Origin of the sequence: Bradyrhizobium sp. B097, from assembly GCF_038957035.1 — a bacterium.
In the GTDB taxonomy this organism is placed as follows: Bacteria; Pseudomonadota; Alphaproteobacteria; order Rhizobiales; family Xanthobacteraceae; genus Bradyrhizobium.
In genome coordinates, this window is record NZ_CP152412.1 from 2,400,006 (window position 1) to 2,425,045 (window position 25,040).

The 25,040-nt window shown below is 64.0% G+C and carries 24 protein-coding genes, 1 tRNA gene and 2 pseudogenes; 7 read left to right on the forward strand and 20 right to left on the reverse strand.

Annotated features, from left to right (window positions below):
- Positions 1-58 precede the first annotated feature (58 nt).
- The 12 genes from AAFG07_RS11125 to AAFG07_RS11180 all read right to left on the reverse strand — a co-directional run bounded on the left by AAFG07_RS11125 (position 59) and on the right by AAFG07_RS11180 (position 12,632).
- Complete coding sequence (locus AAFG07_RS11125) at positions 59-904, reverse strand: nucleotidyltransferase domain-containing protein (RefSeq protein WP_342727303.1); 846 nt, start codon at positions 902-904, stop codon at positions 59-61.
- Positions 905-957: 53 nt separating this feature from the next.
- Positions 958-2,199, reverse strand: coding sequence for a methyltransferase (locus AAFG07_RS11130; RefSeq protein WP_342727304.1), 1,242 nt, complete (start codon positions 2,197-2,199; stop codon positions 958-960).
- On the reverse strand, positions 2,192-2,965 hold the full coding sequence (locus AAFG07_RS11135; protein WP_342727305.1) for a TlyA family RNA methyltransferase: 774 nt from the start codon (positions 2,963-2,965) through the stop codon (positions 2,192-2,194). The genes AAFG07_RS11130 and AAFG07_RS11135 overlap by 8 nt, the downstream gene beginning before the upstream one ends.
- Complete coding sequence (locus tag AAFG07_RS11140) at positions 2,962-3,525, reverse strand: nucleoside 2-deoxyribosyltransferase (RefSeq protein ID WP_212311488.1); 564 nt, start codon at positions 3,523-3,525, stop codon at positions 2,962-2,964. The genes AAFG07_RS11135 and AAFG07_RS11140 overlap by 4 nt, the downstream gene beginning before the upstream one ends.
- Before the next feature lie 136 nt (positions 3,526-3,661).
- Positions 3,662-5,590, reverse strand: coding sequence for a 1-deoxy-D-xylulose-5-phosphate synthase (gene dxs / locus AAFG07_RS11145; protein ID WP_342727306.1), 1,929 nt, complete (start codon positions 5,588-5,590; stop codon positions 3,662-3,664).
- A 544-nt stretch (positions 5,591-6,134) separates the two neighbouring features.
- Entirely contained in the window at positions 6,135-6,386 is a 252-nt protein-coding gene (locus tag AAFG07_RS11150; RefSeq protein ID WP_092124735.1) for an exodeoxyribonuclease VII small subunit, read from the reverse strand.
- A gap of 125 nt (positions 6,387-6,511) precedes the next feature.
- Positions 6,512-7,438, reverse strand: a complete 927-nt coding sequence (locus AAFG07_RS11155) for a histone deacetylase family protein (protein ID WP_342727307.1) — start codon at positions 7,436-7,438, stop codon at positions 6,512-6,514.
- Positions 7,439-7,546: 108 nt separating this feature from the next.
- Positions 7,547-9,232, reverse strand: coding sequence for a bifunctional metallophosphatase/5'-nucleotidase (locus AAFG07_RS11160; RefSeq protein ID WP_342727308.1), 1,686 nt, complete (start codon positions 9,230-9,232; stop codon positions 7,547-7,549).
- Positions 9,233-9,308: 76 nt separating this feature from the next.
- Entirely contained in the window at positions 9,309-10,070 is a 762-nt protein-coding gene (locus tag AAFG07_RS11165) for a crotonase/enoyl-CoA hydratase family protein (RefSeq protein ID WP_342727309.1), read from the reverse strand.
- A 240-nt stretch (positions 10,071-10,310) separates the two neighbouring features.
- A complete protein-coding gene (locus tag AAFG07_RS11170; protein ID WP_342727310.1) occupies positions 10,311-11,039 on the reverse strand; it encodes an alpha/beta hydrolase in 729 nt (242 codons plus the stop codon).
- Between the two features lie 113 nt (positions 11,040-11,152).
- Positions 11,153-11,716 (reverse strand): DinB family protein, encoded by a 564-nt coding sequence (locus AAFG07_RS11175; protein ID WP_342727311.1) that lies wholly within the window; start codon positions 11,714-11,716, stop codon positions 11,153-11,155.
- A gap of 25 nt (positions 11,717-11,741) precedes the next feature.
- Complete coding sequence (locus AAFG07_RS11180) at positions 11,742-12,632, reverse strand: LysR substrate-binding domain-containing protein (RefSeq protein WP_342727312.1); 891 nt, start codon at positions 12,630-12,632, stop codon at positions 11,742-11,744.
- 187 nt (positions 12,633-12,819) lie between these two features.
- Between AAFG07_RS11180 and AAFG07_RS11185 the strand changes: the two genes are divergently transcribed.
- From AAFG07_RS11185 to AAFG07_RS11200, 4 genes are all read left to right on the forward strand, one after another.
- Complete coding sequence (locus tag AAFG07_RS11185; RefSeq protein WP_342727313.1) at positions 12,820-13,488, forward strand: hypothetical protein; 669 nt, start codon at positions 12,820-12,822, stop codon at positions 13,486-13,488.
- Positions 13,489-13,510: 22 nt separating this feature from the next.
- The gene (locus AAFG07_RS11190) at positions 13,511-13,912 is read left to right on the forward strand and encodes a nuclear transport factor 2 family protein (RefSeq protein ID WP_342727314.1); all 402 of its coding nucleotides are present in this window, start codon (positions 13,511-13,513) and stop codon (positions 13,910-13,912) included.
- Between the two features lie 41 nt (positions 13,913-13,953).
- Positions 13,954-14,646, forward strand: coding sequence for a VOC family protein (locus tag AAFG07_RS11195; RefSeq protein WP_342727315.1), 693 nt, complete (start codon positions 13,954-13,956; stop codon positions 14,644-14,646).
- 726 nt (positions 14,647-15,372) lie between these two features.
- Positions 15,373-16,413 carry a lytic transglycosylase domain-containing protein gene (locus AAFG07_RS11200; RefSeq protein WP_342727316.1) on the forward strand — a complete coding sequence of 347 codons (1,041 nt, stop codon included), beginning with the start codon at positions 15,373-15,375 and terminating at the stop codon, positions 16,411-16,413.
- Here the strand turns inward: AAFG07_RS11200 and AAFG07_RS11205 are convergent.
- Entirely contained in the window at positions 16,410-16,643 is a 234-nt protein-coding gene (locus AAFG07_RS11205; RefSeq protein WP_342727317.1) for a hypothetical protein, read from the reverse strand. The two genes, AAFG07_RS11200 and AAFG07_RS11205, sit on opposite strands and share 4 nt — an antisense overlap.
- A 135-nt stretch (positions 16,644-16,778) precedes the next feature.
- Positions 16,779-17,045: a hypothetical protein gene (locus tag AAFG07_RS11210; protein ID WP_342727318.1), complete on the reverse strand. Its 267-nt coding sequence runs from the start codon at positions 17,043-17,045 to the stop codon at positions 16,779-16,781.
- 98 nt (positions 17,046-17,143) lie between these two features.
- Here AAFG07_RS11210 and rpsU point away from each other — a divergent pair, with 98 nt between their 5' ends.
- Positions 17,144-17,440 (forward strand): 30S ribosomal protein S21, encoded by a 297-nt coding sequence (gene rpsU, locus AAFG07_RS11215; RefSeq protein WP_092124744.1) that lies wholly within the window; start codon positions 17,144-17,146, stop codon positions 17,438-17,440.
- A gap of 38 nt (positions 17,441-17,478) precedes the next feature.
- The gene (locus AAFG07_RS11220) at positions 17,479-17,730 is read left to right on the forward strand and encodes a hypothetical protein (protein ID WP_342727319.1); all 252 of its coding nucleotides are present in this window, start codon (positions 17,479-17,481) and stop codon (positions 17,728-17,730) included.
- A gap of 258 nt (positions 17,731-17,988) precedes the next feature.
- On the opposite strand, the gene AAFG07_RS11225 is transcribed toward AAFG07_RS11220, so the two are convergent.
- A complete protein-coding gene (locus AAFG07_RS11225) occupies positions 17,989-19,779 on the reverse strand; it encodes an acyl-CoA dehydrogenase (protein ID WP_342727320.1) in 1,791 nt (596 codons plus the stop codon).
- Between the two features lie 223 nt (positions 19,780-20,002).
- Between AAFG07_RS11225 and AAFG07_RS11230 the strand changes: the two genes are divergently transcribed.
- Positions 20,003-20,077, forward strand: a tRNA-Gln gene (locus AAFG07_RS11230).
- Positions 20,078-20,079: 2 nt separating this feature from the next.
- Here the strand turns inward: AAFG07_RS11230 and AAFG07_RS11235 are convergent.
- The 5 genes and pseudogenes from AAFG07_RS11235 to AAFG07_RS11255 form a co-directional block, all read right to left on the reverse strand.
- Complete coding sequence (locus AAFG07_RS11235; RefSeq protein ID WP_342727321.1) at positions 20,080-21,405, reverse strand: hypothetical protein; 1,326 nt, start codon at positions 21,403-21,405, stop codon at positions 20,080-20,082.
- Positions 21,406-21,962: 557 nt separating this feature from the next.
- Positions 21,963-22,691: pseudogene (locus AAFG07_RS11240) on the reverse strand (HipA domain-containing protein); the annotation flags it as partial.
- Positions 22,692-22,722: 31 nt separating this feature from the next.
- Positions 22,723-23,894 (reverse strand): IS3 family transposase gene (locus AAFG07_RS11245; RefSeq protein ID WP_342727322.1). Its coding sequence is split into 2 segments (ribosomal slippage): positions 22,723-23,603 and positions 23,603-23,894, totalling 1,173 coding nucleotides; the frame shifts between segments, so codons are not numbered across the junction.
- 63 nt (positions 23,895-23,957) lie between these two features.
- Positions 23,958-24,470 (reverse strand): annotated as a pseudogene (locus tag AAFG07_RS11250) (HipA N-terminal domain-containing protein); the annotation flags it as partial.
- Positions 24,463-24,768 (reverse strand): helix-turn-helix transcriptional regulator, encoded by a 306-nt coding sequence (locus AAFG07_RS11255; protein WP_342727323.1) that lies wholly within the window; start codon positions 24,766-24,768, stop codon positions 24,463-24,465. The pseudogene AAFG07_RS11250 and the gene AAFG07_RS11255, both read right to left, overlap by 8 nt.
- Positions 24,769-25,040: the final 272 nt, after the last annotated feature.

Sequence of the window (25,040 nt, forward strand, 5' to 3'; positions counted from 1 at the left end):
TGTAGGAACCCATCGTCGTGCCGTGAGATGTGATGGGTTTCGCTGCGCTCTACCCATCCTACGGTTGTTCGCGAACCCCCGAGGAAATATCTCGAACGTCGCTTTCGAGTTCGCGGAGCGTCTGCATCGCGGCGGCGTGCTCGGCGGCGCCGATCTGCCGCCAGACCTCGGCAACGCGCCCGGTGAGGTCGCGAACCGTCACCGGAAAATTCGCCGCCTGCGTCAGCGCGCCCTTTTCGTTGATCAGATACTGCCCGTTCAGTGCAAACAGCACCTGTGCGATGCAGGCCAGCGCGCGATAGGCGCAGCCGGCGATATGCGTGCTGTCGCCGCGCGGCACGGCAAGCTCGGCATTCTCGATCGCGAACAGGGCTTCCCATTGAAAGCGCCGCACCAGCGCATCGCGCAGGGCGGGCGGGTAGGGCGCGGTCTTTGCCTTCAATGCGGCGACGAGGCCGTCGGGATCATGCAGGGCACGGCACAACGCCACCTCGCCCATCCAGATCGCCGAGCAGAAGCCGTGCGGATGGCCCGGCTGGTAGTGCACGCTGATCTCGCCGTTCCGGCAGGCATCGATGACGTCAGTGACCTGGTCGATGCTGCGGTAGAGCAGGTCGACCTTGTGGCCGCCGATCGTGAGCCAAGCGCCGCCGACGATCCACCGGCCCCATTCGCCGACCGCCGTCACATGGGCAGCGGTGGGATCATCGACCAGGCCGGTCACCACCGCGCGCAGCCGATCGATATCCGGAGCGGCGTTATCCCGATAGTAGAGGCCGAGATCGGTGTCGGAGGCGTCATGCGCCGTGCCGCGCGCCCGGGAGCCGCCGAGCACGATGGCGGCGACGCCCGGGACGCCAGCAAGGACGGGAATGATGCGCGCGAGCAGCGGATCGTGGGACATGCGATGCGAATTATAGCGAGAGCGCCGCGGGCTGCGATAGTCGCAGCAATGTCTCAGCGCGCAAACCGCGCCACCAGCTCGACATGCGCCGTGTGGCGGAACTGATCGACCGGGGTGACGCCAGCGATCTTGTAGCCGCCATCGATCAGGATCTTTGCGTCGCGCGCAAACGTTGCGGCGTTGCAGGACACCGCGACGACCACCGGCACCTTGCTCGCCGCAAGCTGGGTGACCAGCGCCTGCGCGCCTTGCCGGGGCGGATCGAACACGACGGCGTCGTAGTCGCGCAACTCCTGCGGCATCAGCGGGCGTCGGAACAGATCGCGCGCCTCGGCCTTGAGCGGCTTCAGCCCCGGCGTCGATTGCGCAGCCTTTTGCAGCGCCGCGATCGCGCCGGCGTCGCTGTCGAAGGCCGTGACCCGCGCCTTCTCGGCGAGGCGGAGCGCAAACGGCCCGACGCCGCAAAACAGATCGGCGATGTGCTTGGCGCGTCCGCAATGCTCGCGAACCAGCGCCGCAAGCGTCTCCTCGCCCTTGACGGTCGCCTGCAGGAACGAGCCCGGCGGCAGCACGACCTTCACCTTTCCGATCGCAATTTCGGGAGAGCCGCGCTGCAGCACCAGCTCGCCATGCCGTGTCAGGCGTGTCAGCCGGTGCTTCTCGGCGACCCGCGACAGAGTGGTGATCAGGCTGGTCGGCAGCGCACCGGAGCCACGCACATCGATGTCGAGACCATTGAGGGTCGCGGTCACCTGGATGTCGAGCGGCTTGCCGATCGAGATCAGCGGTTCGGCTGTGGCCCAGGCCGCCTCGAGCGCGCCGTCGAGCGCCGGATCGAGGATCGGACAGCGGTCGACCGGGATGATGTCGTGCGAACCGGCCGCAGCGAAGCCGACCTTGAGCACCTCATGGGTCCCCATGCGTCCGTGCAGCGTGATGCGGCGGCGGCCCGCGCCATGGGCGTCGAGCAGCGGTGCGACTTCGGCCGCGACCTTTGCCTGCGCTAGCGTCTCGACCACGATGTTGCGTTTCCAGGCGCGGTAGGGCGCGTCATTCCAATGCTGGATCGCGCAGCCGCCGCAGACGCCGAAATGCGGGCAGAACGGGGCGATCCGCTCGGGGCTTTCCTGCGTCACCCGCACCAGCCGCCGCCGGTCGGGATGATTGCCCGGAACGTCGTCGACCTCGACCGTTTCACCGGCCAGCGTGGTGGGCACGAAGATCGACTGCGCGCCATCGATCGCGACGCCGTCGCCGCGATGGCCGACATGGTCGATGGTGAGAAGCTCAGCCACGGCGCGCGCCGAGGAAGAATTCGATGTTGCCGTCGCCACCGGTGATCGATGACGGGAACACCTGAATGTCGGTGCAACCGAGCGAGGCGACGAAGGCGGCGATATCGTCGCAGATCTCCTGGTGCACCATCGCGTTGCGGATGACGCCGCGCTTGGCGTGTTTCCGGGCCGCCTCGAACTGCGGCTTGATCAGCGCCAACAGATGCATCGGCGCCGCCGCCAGCGACAGCGCCACCGGCAGCACCAGCTTCAGCGAGATGAAGCTGACGTCGATCACGACGACGTCCGGCCGCGCCGGCAGGCGTTTGCCCTCGAAATTCCTGATGTCGGTCTCCTCCATGGACACGATCTTCGGATGCCCCTGCAGCGAGGGATGCAGCTGGCCGTGGCCGACATCGATGGCGAACACGAGGCTCGCACCATTGGCGAGCAGCACTTCGGTGAAGCCGCCGGTCGAGGCGCCGACATCGAGGCAGACATGGCCCTCGACGTCGATCGGATAATGTTCGAGTGCGCCGGCGAGCTTGACGCCGCCGCGCGAGACATAGGGATGCGCCGGCTCGGCCGTGAGTGCGGCGCCGGGCGCCACGAGCTCGGATGCCTTCGCGATTGGCTTGCCGTCGGCGGTGACGAGGCCGGCGTCGATTGCGGCGCGGGCCCGGGCCCGGCTTTCGAACAGGCCGCGCTCGACCAGCAGCACGTCGATGCGCTTGCCGGCGGATGCGTCGTTGTCGTTGTCGCCCGGCCTGGTCACTTGCTTGGTCACTTGGCGGCCTGCCGGCGCTGCGCGGCGGCGAGCCGCACGCAGGTCTCGAAGGAGGTGAGGTCGTGCCAGAGGTCGGCCGCAGGCTCCCTCGGCGTCACCAGCGGACTGCCGTGCAGCTCGAGCGCATGCATCATCATCAGATTGTCCGGCAAGCCAAACTCTTCCACCGTCAGTCCCTCCGCGTCGATCAGGCGTCCGTCGGATGCCGGCACGACCTGCTGCAGCCGCGCCACCCGATTGGCGTAGGACGTGGGATCGTTCGAATAGGCGAGGCACAGCTTGCCGCGTCCCGCCATGTAGCCGAGTTCGTAGACGGTGCCTGCGTCGGCACTGGGGCCGCGAAACGGCGTCAAATTGGCGATGACGGCGTCGGCCGACTCCATCATCGCCTCGTTGCTTTTGAAGATGGTGAGTGAGGCGCCGGCGGCTGTGGGATTGATGCTGTTGTCTAGCGGATAGAGCCCGGTCAGCCCGTGATAGGCGCACACCTCCGCCTTGCGGCGGCCGATCTCCACGGCATCCGGCAGGAACACGTCAGGACCTGCCAGATAGATTTTCATGGACTTGCCGGCACCAGGGGTACCGCCCGAGCAATGAGAGCGTTTTCAAGCGAAGTGGGTATCGACTTCGCGTGAAGAAAGCGCGTCAAAACAAAAATCCAGAGCTCCGTTCCGATTCAATCGGAACGGAAAGGCTCTAGGCGAGCTTGACGGTCTCGGTCTTGTAGTCCTTGCCGAGGGTTTCGAAGACCTTGGTAACGATGCTCTTGGCGTCGAGACCCGCGCGGGCATACATCGCCGCCGGCGAGTCGTGGTCGAGGAACACGTCGGGCAGGATCATCGAGCGGAACTTGAGCATGCCGCTGTCCAGCATGGCGTTGTCGGACAGGAACTGCATGACATGCGAGCCAAAGCCGCCGATCGAGCCTTCCTCGATGGTGATCAGAATCTCGTGGTCGCGGGCGAGCTTCATGATCATCTCCTCGTCGAGCGGCTTCATGAAGCGCGCGTCGGCGATCGTGGCGGAGAGGCCGTGGGCGGCGAGCTCGTCGGCGGCCTTCTCGCACTCGGCGAGGCGGGTGCCGAACGACAGCAGCGCGACCTGCTTGCCCTCGCGGACGATGCGGCCCTTGCCGATCTCCAGGGGAATGCCGACTTCCGGCATCTCGACTCCGCGGCCCTCGCCGCGCGGATAGCGCAGTGCGCTCGGACGATCGTTGATCGCAACCTGCGTCGCCACCATGTGAACCATTTCCGCCTCGTCGGAGGCCGCCATGATCACGAAGTTCGGCAGGCAGCCGAGATAGGCGTTGTCGAACGAACCGGCATGGGTCGCGCCGTCGGCGCCGACCAGGCCGGCACGGTCGATCGCGAAGCGGACCGGAAGGCTCTGGATCGCGACGTCATGGACCACCTGGTCATAGCCGCGCTGCAGGAAGGTCGAATAGATCGCGCAGAACGGCTTGTAGCCTTCGGTGGCGAGGCCGGCGGCGAACGTCACCGCGTGCTGCTCGGCGATGCCGACGTCGAAGGTGCGGTCCGGGAACGCCTTATTGAAGATGTCGACGCCGGTGCCCGACGGCATCGCCGCGGTGATGGCGACGATCTTGTCGTCCTTCTGCGCTTCCTTGACGAGGCTCTGGCCGAACACGTTCTGGTAGGCCGGCGCATTCGGCTTGGCCTTGGCCTGGGTGCCGGTCGCGACGTCGAACTTGACCACGGCGTGGTACTTGTCGGCGGAGGCCTCGGCCGGGCCGTAGCCCTTGCCCTTCTGGGTCACGACGTGAACCAGGATCGGCCCGGTCTCCATGTCGCGGACGTTCTTCAGCACCGGCAGCAGATGGTCGAGATTGTGGCCGTCGATCGGGCCGACATAATAGAAGCCGAGCTCCTCGAACAGCGTGCCGCCGTCCATCATGAAGCCGCGGGAATATTCCTCGACGCGGTTGGCGCGGTTGGCGAGGATCTTCGGCAGGCGCTTGTTGATCTGCTTGGCCGCCTCGCGCAGCGAACGGTAGGTCTTGCCGGAGTAGAGGCGCGACAGGTAGGCGCTCATCGCGCCGACCGGCGGGGCGATCGACATGTCGTTGTCGTTGAGGATCACGATCAGGCGCGAGTTCATCGCGCCGGCGTTGTTCATCGCCTCATAGGCCATGCCCGCCGACATCGCGCCGTCACCGATCACGGCGATAACGTTGTTCTTGCCGCCGGAGAGGTCGCGCGCCACGGCCATGCCGAGGCCGGCCGAAATCGAGGTCGAGGAGTGCGCGGCGCCGAACGGATCGTAGTCGCTCTCGGTGCGCTTGGTGAAGCCGGAGAGGCCGCCGCCGGTGCGCAGGGTGCGGATGCGGTCGCGGCGACCGGTCAGGATCTTGTGCGGATAGGCCTGGTGGCCAACGTCCCAGATCAGGCGGTCGCGCGGGGTATCGAAGATGTAGTGGATGGCGGTGGTCAGTTCGACCACGCCGAGGCCGGCGCCGAAATGGCCGCCGGTCACCGACACGGCGTCGATGGTTTCCTGGCGGAGCTCGTCGGCAACCTGCCGCACCTGCTCGACCTTCAGCTTGCGCAGGTCATCCGGCGTGTGAATGGTGTCAAGAAGCGGCGTTTTACTAAATGTGGTCACAGCGAATTTCCAATTTTTGCCTGTCGGAACGAACGGCCCGACGCGAGATGGGTTGGCGCGCTCACCGCGCAGCGAATTCCAGACACTGGGTGCCGTCCCGGCAGGCCCTGCCTGGTTGTAAGCCTAGATTCACTCCGGATTGGACCACGTGATATGCATCACCTTGGTCGCTCTTCACCCGTCCCGGTTCAGTTTTGTCGAACCATTTGAGATGCATGCCGCCCGAATAATTCGGGCCGCCCGCCACCCTCAAATGCCCATAGAACTGGAAGCATTACACCAAAGCCGTAGTCAAAGCCAACCCGATAGGGGGTGCAGGGTTCCTATGCGCTGTCCTGAAAAGCCTAGACTTTTCAATGCTTGGTCTGGGGACGGGTTCCATTTTTGCTAATTTAACGGGAGCCGGGAGGGTCCGGATCGGCCCGATTCGCAGCTGCACCCGATCGCGGCGGTCGCCGCGCGGCATGGTCGACCAACGGAAATGCACAGCAATAATCGCCCGCCGGTGGCGGACATCGTGTCGCGTGATCGCGGCGTATCGGCGCTATTGCACGTCGAGCGGCTCGGTGCCGGTCGGCTGGCCCGAGGCGTCGGTGGTGATCTTGTCGACGCGGGCTTCGGCCTGGCGGAGCAATTCCTCGCAGCGCCGCTTCAGCGCCTCGCCGCGCTCATAGATCGCGACCGATTCCTCAAGCGGGACCTTGCCGTCCTCGAGCCGCTTGACGATCGATTCGAGTTCCTCGATCGCGCGTTCAAAGGAGAGCTTCTTGACGTCGGCTTGAGCGTTTTCGGCCATTATGTGTTCCCGGTGCGCCGATCAGACCGTGATCGGATCTTGTCGTCCAAACATGACCTGCCGCAGGCCATGCTTGCCCCGGCGCAGAATCAATCGAATTTTTGCGGGGGTATTGTGGCGGGGATTTACCTGCCCATCAATGCGGTGACGTGAGATGCCACCGACTCTTTCAGGCCCTCGAGGTCGTAGCCGCCCTCCAGCACGGAGACGACGCGGCCGCCGGCGCTCTTGTCGGCGAGGTCCATCAGCTTGCGCGTGACCCAGCCGAAATCCTCGCCGGTCAGGTTGATCGAGGCCAGCGGATCGCGGTGATGCGCGTCGAAGCCCGCCGAGATGACGACGAGCTCGGGGGAAAACTTCTCGAGTTGCGGCAGGATCAGGTTTTCGAAGGCGGAGCGGAATTTGGCGCTGCCGTCGCCGGGCGCCAGCGGCGCGTTGACGACAGTGTCATGCTCGCCGCGCTCGCCGACCGCGCCGGTGCCGGGGAACAGCGGCATCTGATGCGTCGAGCAGTACATCACGGTCGGATCGGCCCAGAAGATATCCTGCGTGCCGTTGCCGTGATGGACGTCGAAATCGATGATCGCAGCGCGCTTGATGCCGTATTTGCGCTGCGCGTGGCGTGCGGCGATCGCGACATTGTCGAAGAAGCAGAAGCCCATCGGCGTCGACTTCTCGGCGTGATGCCCGGGCGGGCGGACCGCGACGAAGGCGTTTTGGTGCTTGCCCTCCATCACCGCATCGGTCGCCGCCACCGCGCCGCCGACGCCGCGCATCACGGCCTCCCAGGTGCCCGGCGACATCGAGGTGTCGCCGTCGATATAGATCATGCCGGAGGTCGGCGCGATGTGGCGCAGCTCGCCGACATAGTGCTCGCCGTGACAGAGCAGCACGCTGTCGAGGTCGCCTTCCGGCGCCAGGTCGCGCACCAGCGCCTTGAAGCGGTCTTCGCCGAGCACCTCGGCAACCGCGCGCAGCCGGTCGGGGCGTTCGGGATGTCCGGGTGGGGTCAGATGGTCGAGGCAGGCGGTGTGCGTCAGAAGCAGTGTCATGCAAATTCCCGGCGCATTGGGGGCGCGTGCGAGGAGCGTCTAATTTAGGCCGTTACCGGCCCGCCGGAAAGGCCTGTCTCCGCCCCACGGATGTTCCATGCCCGCACTTCAATTGATCCGCTCGATCCGCTTTCCGGCCGCCGGGCCGACCGGGCTGTTGGCCTTGAAGTAGGCATAGAGCGCATCGACATCGTAGATGCCGAATTGCTGCGCCGTGCCTTCCTTGAACACCGTGAAGCCGTCGCCGCCCTCGGCGAGATAATGGTTTACCGTAACGCGATAGCCCGCGGCCGGGTCGATCGGCCTGCCGTCGAGCGACATCCGCGCGGCGATGATGCGCGCGCCGTCGGGCTTGCTCGCATCCCACGCATAGGCAAAGCCCTTCGAGACCTGCAGGGCGCGCGGCCGTTTCGGGTCGGCCCATTGCTGCTCCAGCACGTCCTTGAGCTGCTTGCCGGTCAGCGTCATCGTTACCAGCTGGTTGCGGAACGGCTGGCTGGCGAAGATGTCGGCATAGGTGACGGCGCGGTCCTCGCGCTTGACGATGTCGGTGCGCACGCCGCCGGGATTGGTGAAGGCGATTACCGCGCCGCCATTCGGCTCCGAGCTGGTCGCAAGCAGCTGCGCGTCGGCGACGATATCGCCGAGCGGGCTTTCGCCGGTCTCGGCCGGCGTGCGCGACAGCGTTTCCGCGACTGAGCCGGCCGCGCGGTTGGCGATCGGCGCTGCCAGCCGGTCGTAGGATTCCAGGAGCGCGCTCTGCTCCGGGTCCTTGGCTGTACTGCTGATCTTCACGATGGTGTTGTCGGCCTTGGCGCTGATCACGTCATGGCTGTTCGGATCGAGCTGAAGATCGATCGCGGTGACCAGCGTGCCGTATTTGTCGCCTGATGTGACGAGCCGTCCGTCGATCTCGCAGACATAGGCCTGGTGGGTGTGGCCGGAGATCACGACGTCGACCGCGTGATCGAACTTCTTGACGATATCGACGATCGGCCCGGAGATCCCTGGGCATTCATTATAGTCGCCGGTCGGAAAGCCGCCTTCGTGGATCAAGACCACGATCGCCTCGACGCCTTTCGCCTTCAACTCGGGGATCAGCGCATTGACGGTCTCGGCCTCGTCGCGGAAGTCGAGGCTGGCGACGCCGGCCGGCGACACCAGGTTCGGCGTGTTCTTCAGCGTCAGCCCGATGAACCCGATCGGTATGCCGTCGAATTCCTTGATCTCGTAGGGCGGAAACACCGGCTTGCCGGAGGTCTTGTCGATCGTGGAGGCGGCGAGATAGCGGAATTTGGCCCCCAGGAAGGGATGCGGCCCCTGGCACTTGTCGACCGGGTGGCAGCCGCCGTTCTGCATCCGCAGGAGCTCGTCCTTGCCCTCGTCGAATTCGTGGTTGCCGACCGACGAGATCGCAAGCCCCATCATCGAGAGCGATTCGATGGTCGGCTCGTCGTGGAACATCGCCGACAAAAACGGGCTCGCGCCGATCAGGTCGCCGGCCGCGACGAAGATGTTGTTGTTGTGGCCTTCACGCAGCTGCTTGACGACCGTGGCCAATCGCTCGGCGCCGCCGACGGGCACCATGATCTTCTTGCTCGCGTCAGCGGGATCGGTGATGCGGATGCCGCCCGGCGGCGGCCGCAGATAGCCGTGGAAATCGTTGATCGCGAGAATGCGCAGGTTCACCGGCGCTGCGGTCTGCGCCAGACAGGGACCTGCCGCGGCCAGTCCGAGTGCGCAGAGCGCGGTGAGGGGCGCAAGAGGCTTAAAGCGGGGGCGGAGCTGTCTCATGACCTGTCCATGGCGTGCGCGATCATGGAACACACGATCATGGCGCGACGCCACTACAATTTTGCGACGCTTCGTTTCAATCCTTCGTGCGCGCCATGAAGGCCTTGAAGGCGCTGACCGCCTCGTTGGAGCGCATCCGCTCGCTGAACAGATGGTTCTCCTGCTCGATGCGGCGGGTGACATCCTCGGGCGGCAGCCGGATCAGGCGTCGCGAGATCGCCACCGCCTCGGCCGGCAGCGCGCAGATCTCGCGCGCCACCTTGTGCGCCTCGACCTCGGCATGTCCCGGTGCCACCACGGTGTTGACGAAACCGGCGACGCGGGCGTCGTCGGCCGACATGGTGCGGCCCATCACCAGCATCGCAAAGGCGCGCTGATGGCCCATCGTCCGCGGCATCAGCAGGCTGGAGGCGCCTTCCGGCACCAGGCCGAAATTGGAGAACGGCGTCGAGAACAGCGCGGCCTTGCTCGCCAGCACATAGTCGCAGTGAAACAACATCGTGGTGCCGATGCCCATCGCGACGCCGTCGACGGCGGCGATGATCGGCTTCACATTGTGGGCCAGTGAATACAGGAACTTGACCAGGTCGGAGGCGGGCGGCGTCTCGCCGGTCGAGGTGCCCTGCGCGAGCAGGTCCTCGATGTCGTTGCCCGCGGTGAACACGCCGGAGCCGCCGGTGATGATCAGGCAGCGGATCTTCGGATTGTTCTGCGCCTTGTCGATCGCATCGCTGATCGCGCGAAACATCTCCTGGGTGATCGCGTTCTTCTTCTCGGGCCTGCGCAGCCGGATCACGCGTGTGGCGGCTTCGTCGGTGACTATGACATGCGCGGTCATCAAGCAGTCCCAGAGTAAGCGGTCCGAGTGTCGGCCGGCAGCGTCGCCGGCGGAGGTCGCGACCGCTATCCTACATGATCCCGTGCAAGCCCCAAGGGCTCCAGCGTGTTCTGCTCTGCTTTTCCCCGTGGGCGAGCATGAGAACGGCGCAATGCAGTTAACCGGATTTCGCGATTTCCGGGGCGCCGGCTGCGCAAGCCGAACCGGCGCCGTCGCACGTAACCCTGCATCGTGCTCCGCTCAGCCGCGCCCGACGAACGAGCCGATGCCGCGGCCGACCTCCACGCCGTGATGAAGCAGGGCGCCGAGATGATCGCCGGGGACCGACATCGCGTCCAGGCCGTTCTCCGCGGCAAAGCGCTGCATTGGCACATGCGGTGCGTCGTCCTGTCCGTTCCAGAGCAGCACCGGCACGCGTGAAGACAGCACGGCGTCCCTGGCGCCGTCGATCTGGCCCAGCGCATCGAAGCAGGCGCGCACGCCGCCCTCGAGCTCGGACGTCACCCATCCCGTGAGCTGCGGCGCGGTACGGCGCGCAAACGTCATGAAGGCGCCATACGTCAGCGGGCCGGCATTGCCGCGCGGCAGCCCGGTGAGGAAGTCCCAGCCGCCGATCGCCAGTGACGCCAGCCGCGCCGGGAAGAACCGGGCGACGCCGACCGCGACCCAGCCGCCCATCGAATGTCCGACCACATGGGCGCGCTCGTGGCCGAGATCGTCGATCACGGCGATGATATCACCGGCACGTTGCTCCTGATCGTAGAATTCGGGATCGGCGGGCTTGTCGCTCAGGCCGTGTCCGAGCGAATCGACGCAGACGACGCGGAAGCGATCGGCGAGCGCGTCGACCACGCCGCACTGCTTCCAGCTGGCGGCGTCGAGCAGCAGGCCGTGCTGCAGCACGATCAGCGGCCCGGACCCTTCAACGGTGTAATGGATGCGCTGGCCCCGATGATTGGCGAATGGCATGTCTGGAATTCCCCACGTTTCACCTGAGGTGAGCGCGGAGGCGTCGGGATTCAAGACCTTGTTCCGGATCGGGAACCGATCCGCGCCGCCCGATCGCGTGCGGAACCTGGCGTTCAGCCGCCCCAGACGGTGGCTTCGCTCCAGCCAAGGTCCTTGAACTCGGCCGCCCGGAGCGGCGCCTCGCCGGCGGCGAAGAATTCGTCGAGCTGCGGCGGCTTGACCGTGGTTTCGGAGAGCATGGCGTGGGCCTGGCCGCGATGGTGGATCTGGTGCTGAAACAGATGCATCAGAAGGCGGTCGCGCCGCTCGGTCTGCACCGAGCTGTCGCGATTGACCTTGACCACATCGTCGAGCCGTTCAGGCGTCAGCGCATCGCAGTGAGCGATCAGGCGCTGGTCGATCGCGCCTTGCGCGGCTTGCAGCGCCGCGACCAACGGGTAGGGCACCTCGTTCGCCCAAGCCTTCGGCCCGAGCCAGCCACCTTCGAGCGCGTCGACGTAGAACAGATCGATGACATGGATGTGGTTCAGCGTCGCCTGAAGGCTCGGGAAGAATCCGGTCCGCGCGGCGGCGAACTCCGTCTGGCCGAGACTGCCGCATGCTGAGAGCAGGCGATGATTGGCCCAGGCGTTGTTGTAAGCAAAGGCGCGAAAGGTCTGAACGAGGCCTGCGGGCATTTCGGTCCTCACTGGATTGAAGGGATCAGGCCGGCGCCGCGGCCAGCCGGCCGACCCGCGACAGCAACAGTTTCAGGATCGGCGATTTGTTGGCCTTGTGATAGGCGATCACGAGATCCAGCGTCGGCGCCTCGCCCTGCACCGGCCGCGTCGTGATGCTATCGGGCAGATAGCGCGCCGTGTAGGCCGGCAGCAGCATCACGCCATGCGTCGAGGTGATCATCGATATCGCGTGCACGACATTGTGCACCTCGTGCTCCGGCCTCGGATCGATCCCGGCGCGGTTGAAATAGTCCAGCACGACGCGGCGCACCGCCGGCGCGGATTTGGACGGCAGATAGAAGGTCTCGCCCGCGATGTCTTCCGGCGCGACGGCTGACTGCGCCGCCAGCCGATGGTTGCTCGGAAACACGAACACCAGCGGATCGGTGCGCACGCGCTTGTGCGCCAGATCCTCCATGCTCTCGTCGGCGCGCATGAAGGCCGCATCGAGCTTGCGCCGCATCAGGGCCTTGGCGAGCAGGGGCGAGTAGTCGCTCGACAGGCGGATGTCGATGCCGGGAAATTCCTCGCGCAACACGCGGGTCACCTCGGGCAGCAGATCGATTTCGGCGCCCGACAGGAAGCCGAGCGAGAAGACAGGCTTCGGCGGCTGGGCTGCGCGCAGCGCCGCTTCCTTGGCGGCCTCGGCCTGCAACAGCGCCATGCGGGCATGGTCGAGAAACGCCCTGCCTGCCGCGGTCAGCTCGATGCCCTGCGCGCCGCGATTCAACAGTTGCACGCCGACCTCCTCCTCGAGATCGCGGATCTGCCGGCTGAGCGAAGGCTGCGAGGTGTGGAGCTTCTGCTCGGCGGCAACCGTCAGGCTGCCGGCATCGGCCACGGCAACGAAGTAGCGGAGATGCCGGAGCTCCATCGCAATCTCCCAATCACGGCCTGCCAAGTCTCGTTGCCATCTCTCATAGGCATCTCTCGCAGGCATGGGGCCAGCTTACAAAGTCTTTTTCAAGCCGGCCAGCGCCCTCTATAGCGAAGCGTATTCCCAGTGCGCGCTCTGCCTCGCAGGCAGAGGGCCCGCGCGAAAACCAGGCCGGAGCTTGCGCATGCGGATGAGCCTCGGAGCATTGCTGTTGCCGCTGCTGGTGTTGACCGGGTTCGGCAGCGCCGTCGCGCAATCTTCCGGCAATCAAACGAGGGCAAGTGCCATGGATGCGGACGTCGCAACGATCAAGCAGGCACTCGCCGGAAACTGGGAGAGCATCGCGCCCGAGATCCGGCCGAGCAAGAATCCGGACGGCTCGATCAAGCCGTTCTATCTCAAGCGCGCCTTTACCTATCAGTCCTCCGACTGGTTCGAGCTCGTGGTCGTCAACTCGGCCGATCCGTACGGCAAGGTGCCGCTGGCGCGGATCAGGATCGTCGGGCACATGCAGTGGCAGGGCGCGCATCCGATCGCACCGGGCGCGCAGAAGGTCGATTTCGTCGCCGACGAGGCCTACGAGGTCACGCCGCTGGCGCAGGGTTTTGCCGATGTGCTCAACAAAATCGCCTCTGCCGGCTACGCGCCGTGGGTGGTCGACGCGCCGCAGAGCATCTTCGGCAAATCCTTCGCGCCGTTTGCGCTGAAGGAAGGCACCGACTTCATGGAATACGACCTGGTCTATCTCAGGGGCGACCTGCTGTTCTGGGGCGCCCGCAATGTCGACGGCCGCGGCTTCGACACGGAGCAGAACCGGCCGACCAATCTGCAGATCCCGTTGGTCCGCAAGTAACCCTGATATCAGGAACGAAGCGATGAACGCGTCGAACCAAGATCGCCGCGTCCAGTTCGTGCTGGACGCGTTCGATACCCTGTTCAACAAGCGCGACTATGCGGCCGCTGAGCGGCTCTGGTCGCCGCGCTACATCCAGCACAGCGCGCACATCGCGCCCGGCCGGGACGGGCTGTTCGATCTCGTCAAGGGCTTGCCCGCGACGCTGCGCTATGAGAACCATGTCGGCGCGGCGAGCGGCGATTTCGTCATTCTGCACGGCCGGTTCAGCGGTCATGGACTGCCGGCGGCATGGGTCGTCGCCGACATCGTGCGCATGGAGGGTGATGTGCTCGCCGAGCACTGGGACGTCATCCAGGATGAGGCGACGCGCGAACAGTCGCGCAGCGGACTGCCGATGTTCGGCGATCGCTTTCCCGGCTGAGCCGGTCCAGCGAGCGTGCACGGCGGCTGGGGAGACCGGACATGCAACTCGCGAAGAATGTGATCGACGTCGGCCTTTCCACCAACAATCTGGAGCCGATGCTGCGGTTCTGGCAGCAGGATGCCGGCGTTCGCTTCGACCACATGTTGCCGATCCGGCGCGGACAGAAGCAGTACCGGTACGACGCGCATGGGTCGGTCATCAAGCTCAACCACCATGTCGAGCCGCTGCCGGATGCGGCGCCGAGCGGCTATCGCGAACTGATCGTTGCGCGGGACGGCGTTGGAGCGCCGCAGCGGATGGCCGATCCCGACGGCAACGGCGTTTGCCTGGTGGCGCCCGGACATGACGGCATCACCCAAATTGCGGTATCCATGGCCGTGCGCGACCTCGCCGCGCATCGCAATTTCTACGGCGACATTCTCGGCTTCGCCGAGCAATCCTGGTCGGGCGGTCCGGCGTTTCGCCTCGGCGAGAGCCTGATCCTGCTCAGGGAAGATCGGGCCGCGACCGTCGATCCGGTTCGGGGCGCGCGCGGCTGGCGCTACATCACGCTGCAAGTCGCCGATATCGACGCCGTGCACAACGGACTGCGCGCCAAGGGCGTGCGCGAGGGCCTCGCGCCGGTGACGCTTGGCGAGGTCGCGCGGATTTCCATGATCCTCGATCCGGACGGCAACTGGATCGAACTGTCCCGCCGCGCATCGATCGTCGGCAGCCTGTCCGATCACTAGACGTCAATGCATCCGACCCCCGGGGCGACGCGGCGGAACGGCACCTCCGGGCGCTTCGCAGTCCAGCCCGGGCCATGAGATGCAAAATTCGAAGAGCAGCACCGGGCCCGGCGCGTCTGAATACAGCCCCCGGGATCGTATGCATGACAAAGGCACGGTAGGCCGGGCAAAGGGCGCATCTGAATATACGCCGGGCGATCGCATGAACGACAAGCGCAAGTAGAGGATCAAGCCTGCATCGAAGTCGCCGGTCTACCCGGCGACTTCAAGATTTGGCCCCTTGGTCGCAACTCCCCGACAGCTTCAGTGACGGTGCTTCCAGTTGCCCCGGCCGCGGTACCATCCGTAGTGATGACCGCGATTGCCGTGCCAACCGCCATGTCCGTGGCCGTGTCCATGGCCGCCCCTTACCTGAATGACGGCTGCGTCCTGGGCCGCAATCGGCGCTATTCCCAACCTCGCGGACGCAGGGCTGACAAACGCCAAAATCAATAACGACACCCCTGCAGTAATCCACTGAACATATCTCACCGAGATATTCCTCCTGCGCGGAATTGCGCGAACTCACAAGGCGAGCATAGCTCCGTTTGTTCCATCTACCTGCCGAAAATGTTCCGGATTTAGGTCAAGACAACCCCGACGAGGTCCGCATCCCAGATTTCTGCCTGCTAGGCGGTGCTGATGCTATGATCGGGTGAACAGATACTCCCTTTGATGATCGCTTTCATGCAGTCGATTTTCAGGCCGCAGCTGGTTCATCGATTTCCACGAGCGGCGATCGGCTCGGTCTGCCTTCTGCTGTTCGTCCGCTTGGCAAGCGCCGAACCCGTCGGCGACCCAGCCGTGACGCCGGCCGCGCAAGACGCAGGGCCAGCGCAAGCGGAAACGTCTCGTCCGAATACGAATATCGGAGAGCACAATGGTCAGGCCGATCGGTCGGCGTCGGACCATCAATCCTCATCCGTTCCGTCGCCACCGCCTTCGAAGCTCGACGGGCCGCAACAATACTGCAAGGCGTTGGAGCAGGCCGCATTGGAGAACGGCTTGCCGCCGGATTTCTTCGTCCGGCTGATCTGGCAGGAAAGCAATTTCGATCCCGGTTCGGTCAGTCCGGCCGGCGCCCAGGGTATTGCCCAATTCATGCCCGGCACCGCGCGCTGGCGCGGCCTCGCGGACCCGTTCGAGCCGTTGCCTGCCTTGCAGGAATCCGCCCGCTGGCTCCGCGAGCTGCGCGCGCAATTCGGCAATCTCGGCCTTGCGGCGGCTGCCTATAATGGCGGCCCGCGGCGCGTTCAGGATTGGTTGGCGGGACGTGGCAACCTGCCGGGCGAAACACGCGCTTATGTCAGGATCATTACCGGCAAGTCTGCCGAGGAATGGGCGCAGGGTTCAGTAGAGGACAGGGTCCACACGGACGCCGCCATGGCCTGCGGTGACATCGTGCGCGGCATGCTGATCAGGGCGCTGCCTGCGGCCCCAAGAGAGCCCGTGACAATTGCACAGCAAGCGGCGTGGGGACCCTGGGGCCTCCAATTGGCCGGCGGTCCGTCGCAATCCAGGGTTCTCGCCGATTACCAGCAGCTCCAGAAACGCTTCGCGCCCGTGCTGGGCGATCGCGCGCCGCTCATTCTGAGATCGCATATGGCCGGGCCAGGCTCGGCCACCTGGTATCTGCTCCGGGTCGCCGAGACGACCCGTGAGCGAGCCAACCAGCTTTGCGCGCGACTTGAGGCAATCGGCGGGCGCTGCCTCGTGTTTCGAAACTAGTGCCTCGTTATGCCCCGGTTGAGGCTGACCTGAAACAATGGCCCTTCGTCGGTGCGGACCTCGAACGCCAGCAAACTGTGTTTGTCCGAGGGCGGGTTGTCTTTCGCCATGCTGAGCAACGACTGCATTGCTTCGTGAGCGGCGGTTTCCTCGTCGCGCAGCTCGATACCCTGCCTGTCGGCATAGAGTTCCTCGCCGTTGCGGATGTCGAAATAATAGCGGGTTGCCAATTGCGGCTCCCTCTTTGCGATGGGAGCTGCCCAGGCTCTCGAGTGCCGGCGCGCTGAAATCACCCGGCAGCGCCGCACTCTGCGTCAGGAGGTCCGAATTTGCTACTCAACAATGATATCGATTCAAGGAACCGCTCACGCGCTCGCTCGGGCGGCCCGCCTATCGTCTTCCGGCAACGATCTCGAACGCTTGAAGCGCGGCAGATAAATCCCGGAACTGGCAATTGCACCTTGCATAGCTGAGATAAGTGTATACTTGTGTTGCATCGACTGGCCTTGAGCCTTGTAGATCGGTCCCAGAGGACCCTTTTCCAAAGACATCGTCGGATGAAAGGGCAGGCGCAGTGCTATCAGCATTGCAGCCGAAGCTTTCGTCACCTTGTTGATCGGCTGCCGTTTCACGGATGTACTGGAATGGCAGTGCGGCCCGCTCTGTCACCGATAGAGCGGGCATTCGTATTTGTGCGCTTGACGTGTCTTCTACCGCGAGAGGTGATCTGTTGCAGGTTCTTGTCAGGGACAACAATATCGACCAGGCACTGCGCGTCCTAAAGAAGAAGATGCAGCGCGAAGGCGTCTTCAGGGAGATGAAGCGCCGTCGCTCGTTCGAAAAGCCTTCGGAAAGAAAGATTCGGGAGAAAGCCGAGGCCGCGCGGCGAGCCCGCAAGCTTGCCCGCAAGCAGGCGATACGGGACGGATTGATTGCGGCTCCGCCGAAGAAGCCCAGATTGCTGGCGCCGAAATTCCCGGCACTCAGTCAATTGGCACCGCGAACCAGCGGCCCCCGAGAGAGTTAGTCCTCCGTACCGCAATCCTGTTGGAGGGAGCGTGCAAGATGAAGCAGCGACCTTATCGAGGCGATGGATGTCTCCAGGAACGCATCTCTGACGAACTCTGTCGTCGGCGAGCCGTAGACCGGGATGTTCGATCGAAGGACGAGATGCGACGGCAGCGTGCGCAGAATCTCGCCGGCACGGCCATCAACGCCATGACGGATCATTCGGCCAGCCGGATCGATCAGTCTGCCCGCAAGCATGATCTGCTGGACGGTCCCAGGGAGTTTCGCTCGTCTCGCCGGGATCGTTGACAATACGGCCGTGCGGCGGGTCGTGCGGCTATTTGCCGTGGCTGCGAAACCGGTTGGCAGGCGACGGGAGTCCTGGTCGGTGTCGACGGGATGGCGGAAGCCCGATCACTGATTTGCCCGACGGCGCAAGCCCCCGTCCTCATCTTCAGCTGTCATCGCCGGGCTTGCCGCCTCCGCTAAAGCTTCGGCACGCCACGGATCTGTGGCCTCGTCGAAGCCTTGGCGTAGACGGGACCGGGCGATCCAGTACGCGAGATCCTACCCCGCCAGCACCGCATCCGCGCCGGTCACGGCCTCGGCGCTCTCCGTCACGGTCTTCTCCAGCGACGGCGCCTGTACCGAGATGTTCTCGGCGAAGAAGCGCGCCAGTGCGACGTAGCGCTGCGGCTCGGCTTCGCCGTTCGCCTTGGCGGCCAGCGCCTCGCCGGCAAGCATGCAGCCGCCGAGCGTGGCGCCGAACAGCCGCAAATAGGGCGTCGCGCCGGCCAGCGCCTCGTTCGGCGCGGAGGCCAGCCGCTCGAGCAGCCATTTGCTGGTGCGTCCGAGCGCGGCATGGGCGTCGCGCAGCTTGGTGCCGGTGGTGCCGAATGCCGGATCATTGGAGGTTTCGACCTGCTTGATGGTGGCGGCGAGCTCGTCGAGCAGCGCCCATACCGAAGCGCCGCCATTGGCGCCGAGCTTGCGGGTGACGAGGTCGATCGACTGGATGCCGTTGGTGCCCTCATAGATCGAGGTGATGCGGGCGTCGCGGTAATGCTGCGCGGCGCCGGTCTCCTCGATGAAGCCCATGCCGCCGTGGACCTGCACGCCGAGATAGGCGACCTCGTTGCCGATGTCGGTGGAGAAAGCCTTGGCGATCGGGGTCAGCAATGCGCCGCGTGCTGCGGCGTCCGCGCGCACCTTGGCGTCCTTGGCGCGCACCGAGACATCGAGCGCGACCGCGGTGGCGTAGCAGATCGTGCGTGCCGCCGCCGTCATGCTGCGCATCTGCATCAGCATGCGCTTGACGTCGGGATGCACGATGATCGGATCCATCCCGTCGCCCTTGTGGTCGATCGCTTTGCCGATAGCTTTTCCTTGGCGACGCTCCTGCGCATAGGCCAGCGCCTGCTGATAGGCGCGGTCGGCAATGCCGACGCCCTCGAGGCCGACGCCGAGCCGGGCCTGGTTCATCATCGTGAACATGCAGCGCATGCCCGCGTTTTCCTCGCCGATCAGAAAGCCGATCGCGCCGCCCTTGTCGCCCATGGTCATGGTGCAGGTCGGCGAGGCGTGCATGCCGAGCTTGTGCTCGACGCCGCTCGCATGGATGTCGTTGCGCTCGCCGAGCGAGCCGTCGGCATTGACCATGAATTTCGGAACCAGGAACAGCGAGATCCCCTTGGTGCCGGCGGGCGCATCGGGCAATCGTGCGAGCACGAAATGCACGATGTTGTCGGTCATGTCGTGCTCGCCATAGGTGATGAAGATCTTGGTGCCCTTGATGCGGTAGGTGCCGTCACCCGCGCGTTCGGCGCGGGTGCGCAGCGCGCCGACGTCGGAGCCGGCGTTGGGCTCGGTGAGCTGCATGGTGCCGGTCCATTCGCCGGTGACGAGCTTCTCGAGATAGACCTTCTTCAACTCGGCGCTGCCATGGGCGTCGAGCGCCTCGATCGCCGACAGCGTCAGCAGCGGGCAGAGGCCGAAGGCGACGTTCGATGCGCTCCAGATCTCGGTGCAGGCGGCGTTGATCGCGAGCGGCAGGCCCTGGCCGCCGAATGCCTCCGGCCCGGACACCGCGTTCCATCCCGCGGCGGTCCAGCGCTGATAGGCGTCGGGCCAGCCGGGCGCAGTCGTCACCTGGCCGTTGTCGAGCTTGATGCCGTGCTCGTCGCCGACCTTGTTCAGCGGCGCCAGCACATCGGAGGCGAACTTGCCGGCTTCTTCCAGCACGGCAGCGGTGATGTCGCCGTCGAAATCGCCGTAGTGGCCGGCCGCCACGGCGGCAGCGAGCCCCGCGCCATGATTGAGGGACAGCAGGATATCGTTGATCGGCGCACGGTAGGTCATGGCGTTACTCCCGACGAGGCGTTTGGAAATTGTCTTCCCATGAAACCGGCGGCCTCTCAACTGTCCGAGCGGACATCGCCCGGTCTGTTTCGGCCACCGCAGCGTCGCCCTCTATAATAAGAGGTGCCGGTATCAACCTGCGGCTTTCGCGTCTTTTCGCGCGCCGCCCTGTTGAAAAGGCCGGACTCACCCTATAGACCGGCGTGGCCTTCGATCGGCGCGTTGGGGCGTAGCCAAGCGGTAAGGCAGCGGATTTTGATTCCGCCATTCGGAGGTTCGATCCCTCCCGCCCCAGCCATTCTAACGCGTTGATTTATCAGATCGTTCTTCCTTTGTTCGGTCCGGCATTCTGAATGCGGTCCGCCCCTTATTCTGAACATCTGTTTCCGCTTGGTTCGCAAGCATGTGCGCGTGACGTTTCCGAGTCGCCGACAGCATCCGGGCTTCGGTTCGTTTGGCATACCCGGCGTAGCTTTCTCGGGTTCGGTGTGCCGATAGGGCGCGGCCTTGTCCCTCGGTAAGTTCCGCCTCCTCGAGCTCAGTCATGCCGCCGTGCCGGCAAGCGTCCAGGGTGAACTCTTCGGGTAGGCCTATCTCTTTCCGCATGCGCTGGACGATCTTCTGCATGCCAGAGAACGAGTAGGGCTTGAAGACGGTCTTCTTACCCTCGTCCGAACCGCGGCGTTTGGGGACTATCTCCCGCAGGATCATCGGCACGCCACGGCGCGTCAGCTTGGCGAGCACTGACTCGGCCTCCTCATAGAATTTGACGATCTCCCCGGAGGGCAGTTGGTCCTCCAGGGGATGGTCGATTACGGCGCCGGTCTTGTGGTGCTCGATCCGGATCGTCGGTTTCGGGCCCGTCCGGTAGTCGGTCCATTTGATGTGGCCGGCAATCACGTTCTCTGGGCGCTGCAGCCACTCGAAGCAGATGACCGCCGCAGCGCCACACTCCGGCTCGCCGCGCTCCACGCAGCCGTGTGCGAACTTGTAGGCCTGTTCCCGCGTGACGGCATGCTTCACCAACTTGACCCGGGTCGCCATCGTGACGCCCAGCCAAGGGTTCGGGATGTCTGATGGAAACTCGGCCGGGTGCAGCCGATGCACCACACGCCAGGCTTTGCGGCAGAGTACGACCAGCTTTTCGGCGGTGCGCAGTCGATTGCCTTTGCGGCCCTTGACGAACGTATCGTACAGCTTGTCCGCGCCAAGCGGCGTCACAGACTTAATCGGCCAGGCGCCGACACGGTCGCCACGCTTGGTCAACGTGTCGCAGATCTCGCGCATGTTCCATTCGTAATTCCGGCGCGATCGCGGCTTGACCTTCTCGAGGTAGGCGCGGCTCTGTCTGTATTCTCGGAAGAGCCAATCGATCGTGCCGATCCGGGGTGCGGCTTCGCTCGACACGGGGAGTCCCTTGAGGGCGTCCATCCATTCATCGAACAGACCGTTCAGCGTCGCCGCCCGGCCCTCTGCGCCGCACGCTTTGGCGTAGTCGGAACCCAACGGTTCGTTCGGCACCGGACAGTCCATCTTCCGATATCGCGTGGGAAGGTTGTAGTAGAACGCTGTCTTTCCGGACGCCAGTTTCTTCGGGATGACGTGGCGGGGCAGCTCTACGTTCACAAATCCGCGGCGATGTCGGTTGCGAGGGCCATTTCCCGCGGCAGAATTGCCGCGTCCAGATCGTCCCTGAGCCATAGCTGCCGGCGCCCTTCCTTTACGCGGGGCAAAGGATACTCCTTCCCGACACGCTTGAGGAAGGCCTCAGCGGTTGGTTCGCCGCAATACCCGGCTGCGACTGCAGCTGACATACGACGTGGCCAGGAACCAGCAGGAATTACCGCAAAACGTGGCATGAACCGTCGAGACTTGAGCTACTGGAACGGCGTCCAGTCGTGTGGTGCCGATGCATCTTGCAGATCGCCGCCGACGCTCGAAACCGCGATGGCAGCGAGATCGCGCAACAAGATAGTAGATCGTATTAAAGGGATGGATTGCCGAGCCGCGTCGGGGTCGCAGCAAGCGCTTATGAGCTTATGATAAGTATTCCTGTGGCTGCGCGCCGCCAGCGAACAAAGCGTTTGTCTCAAGTAGGGTAGGGACCAAACCCTTTCGAGAGACTGTACCAAAGCACTCCGGATCACGACATCTAGAAAGTTCCATCGAGGACATGAACGTCGTTAGACAGGATGCAAGACGTTGCTCATCATGCGGACGTGGTTGTCGATTCTCCCGAGCACGGAAGCTGGCACGACGCTTCGCTCGGGCAGCTTCCACCAATGCTCGTTTACGGAAGTTACGACCTCTTCTACAGCCATCAGTACGACTTTTTCCGGAAGCCGCGCGCGGTTGCTGAATTTACGCCAGACGATCGGAGTGAGCGCCTTGAATGGCTTCTCGCCACCCAAGGAAAGCGCCATTTGGTCTTTCGGAAGATATGGCACTGAGGACAGCACGTCATATACGGGCGCGAGCGCAGGGGTTCGCCCGTCACCCGGATAGATTGTCGACCAATTCTTAAGGTGCATGTCGCCGTTTCCGATGAGTGCGGTAAATGCCAAGCGACGTACGAATTCAATCGCAGCGTCCATGGAGACTGCTGCGTTCAATGCACTAGCGATATCGTGGTACGAAGCTCCGTCGTACTTCCGTGAAGGCGGGAGACCGAAAATTTGAGCGAAGTCTTCAATGTGGATGCGTGCGCCTTCGGAGCCTCGGTCGAAGCGTTTGACGAGAAGCACTCGGCCGGTAGAGAGGGTATTGAACTCTTCGGGAATTCCCTCGAAAGCGGATTTCTCGACCAGCTCGCGTTCTGGCACGCTCATTCCTAGCGCCTCAGAAAGAGCCAGCATCGCAAATTCGTTTTCCGACAGCCCTATGTGATTGGTGGACGGGAATTTCGCGATGTATTGTGATCTTCCCCCGAAAAAGTGGACAGGGTTAAGTTGCTTTTAGCTCCATCTCGATCGGGGCGGTATATCCGATGGCGGAATGGAGTCGGGTTCGATTGTAGAAGCCCTCGATGAAGGCGAAGATATCGCGCAGGGCTTCGGCACGGGTCTTGTAGTTGCAATGATGAACGAGCTCGGTCTTCAAGGTATGGAAGAAGCTCTCCATCGGGGCGTTGTCGTAGCAGTCGGCCTTGCGGCTCATCGATGCGGTGATGCCGGCGGCCGACAGGATCGCGCGATAGTCCTGTGAGGCGTACTGCACGCCGCGATCGGAGTGATGGATCAATCTGCCTTCCGGATGCTGCTGCTGGATTGCCATCTTCAAGGCGGACGAGGCGAGTTCGGCCTGCATGTGATCCCGCATCGCCCAACCGACGATCTTGCGGCTGAAGAGGTCCATGATGGCCGCCAGATAGAGCCAGCCCTCCGCAGTCGGAATGTAGGTAATATCAGCGAGCCAGATCCGGTTTGGGGCCGCGGCTGCAAAATGACGTTCGACGAGGTTCGGCGCGATCGGCAGGCCGTGGCGGCTGTCGGTGGTCCGAACGCGACGCGGTGATGCCATGATGGCGCGGATGCCATGCCGATGCATCAAGCGTTCGATCCGGCCACGGCTGGCGCCACGTCCCTGTATCCGCAGAGCGGCATGGACCCGCGGACTGCCATAGCGTCCGCCACTGTCTTGATAGACCTGTCGGATCGCAACCAGGAGCGCGGCATTGGTGGTTGCGCGTGCGCTCGCTGGGCGTTCACGCCAAGCGTAATAGCCGGCCGCCGAGACCCCGAGCACGGTGCACATCAGCCGCACCGGATAGGCGTCGCGATGGTCCTCAATGAAACAGAAGCTCATGTCCGGGTTCCGGCAAAGATCGCGATCGACTTTTTTAAAATGTCCCGCTCCATGCGCAGCCGCTCGTTCTCCTCGCGCAGCCGGGCGATCTCAGCAGCCTGGTCCGCCGGCATCGGCGTCGCTTGCGTCGTGGGGCGCCGCGCCGCCGCTGCCGGCTCCTGCCGGAGCTTCTCCACCCAGCGCCGCAGCACCGAGTCACGCAGACCGAGTTCCTTGCCGACCGACGTGATCGACCGGCCACTCGACACCACGAGTTCAGCGGCCTGCCGCTTGTACTCCTCGGTAAACGACCGACGTTGACGCTCTTGCATCCGACACCTCCGGGCTCTCTGAGCCTACTACAGGTGTCCACTCATTCGGAGGAGGTTCAATTGACCCTGCCCGTCGCCGATGGACAGCGTCAGTCCTCCCTCCTTACCGGTGTTTTTCATTACGGAGAGTTTCATTTGGACGCCGGCTAGGGAGAAGCGTGCTTTGGCGGCGTCTGCGGCACCTGGAGGTGGCGACGTGACGCTCCCATCGCTCGGCAGTACGCGCACTGCACCCGGCAGATCGCCGCCGAGTGCCGTCAGCAAATCAAAATCGTTCCCCGATCGGACTTTGCCGGCGTGGTGCTTCTCCATCGCTTCGCGGAGCCTTTCTTCGGGGAGCATATTCGCGAAGAATGCGGGGAGGGCGTGTAGTGTGGGTTTGGGATCGCTGCGGAGCCCGCCGTTTGCGGACCTGAAGGATAGGCTCACGATGGGTGGCCTCGCGAGCTTTCGATATCCCGCCTCGAGGCTGAATGCGTTGAAGTCACCAGGAGTTCGGACGATCGTGCCGACCTTCAGGTCCTGCAAGAATACGTCCAGCGATTGAATTTCGTTCGGGGCACGGACTTTAGGCATGATCGTCGTCGTCAGGTTCAGCAGTGAATGCAGGGCGGTCGTCGTCTTCAGAAGGGCGGAGTAGCGCTTGCACTCCAGGCACCATCGCTTGCGGGATCAGCATCAATTCCATGCCTAACGCGCGCGCGACGTTGATAAGTGTTGTTGCGCGAGCCGCAGCTCCCCCCTTCTCGATGTCGCGATAACTGGGGCGGGAAATGCCCGCGCGCTTGGCCACCTGCTCCTGGGTCAGTTTCGACTGCCGTCTCGCATCGTGCAGGAGCTTTCCTAGATCACGAAGAGCATCGGGGGATTTCATGGTTGGTTTTCTTATCTTTTTGGAATTAATGATATTCAAAGTTACCATTATCTGGGACGATCAAGGATAAGGTAAGTTTACCTATCTTAAAGTCAATAATGATATCTAAACTTATCAAAACGTCTCGGCGCCGGAAGCGGTACATTGCCCCATTCGGCCCTAGGGGATTAGGTTCAAGGAACGGATTCTGGCGCGCACCGATCTAGACGGAGGCCGGATGGCGATGCCGGAGCTTGACGCGCATTGGCGCGAACTTGCAGCGGCTGGGCGAA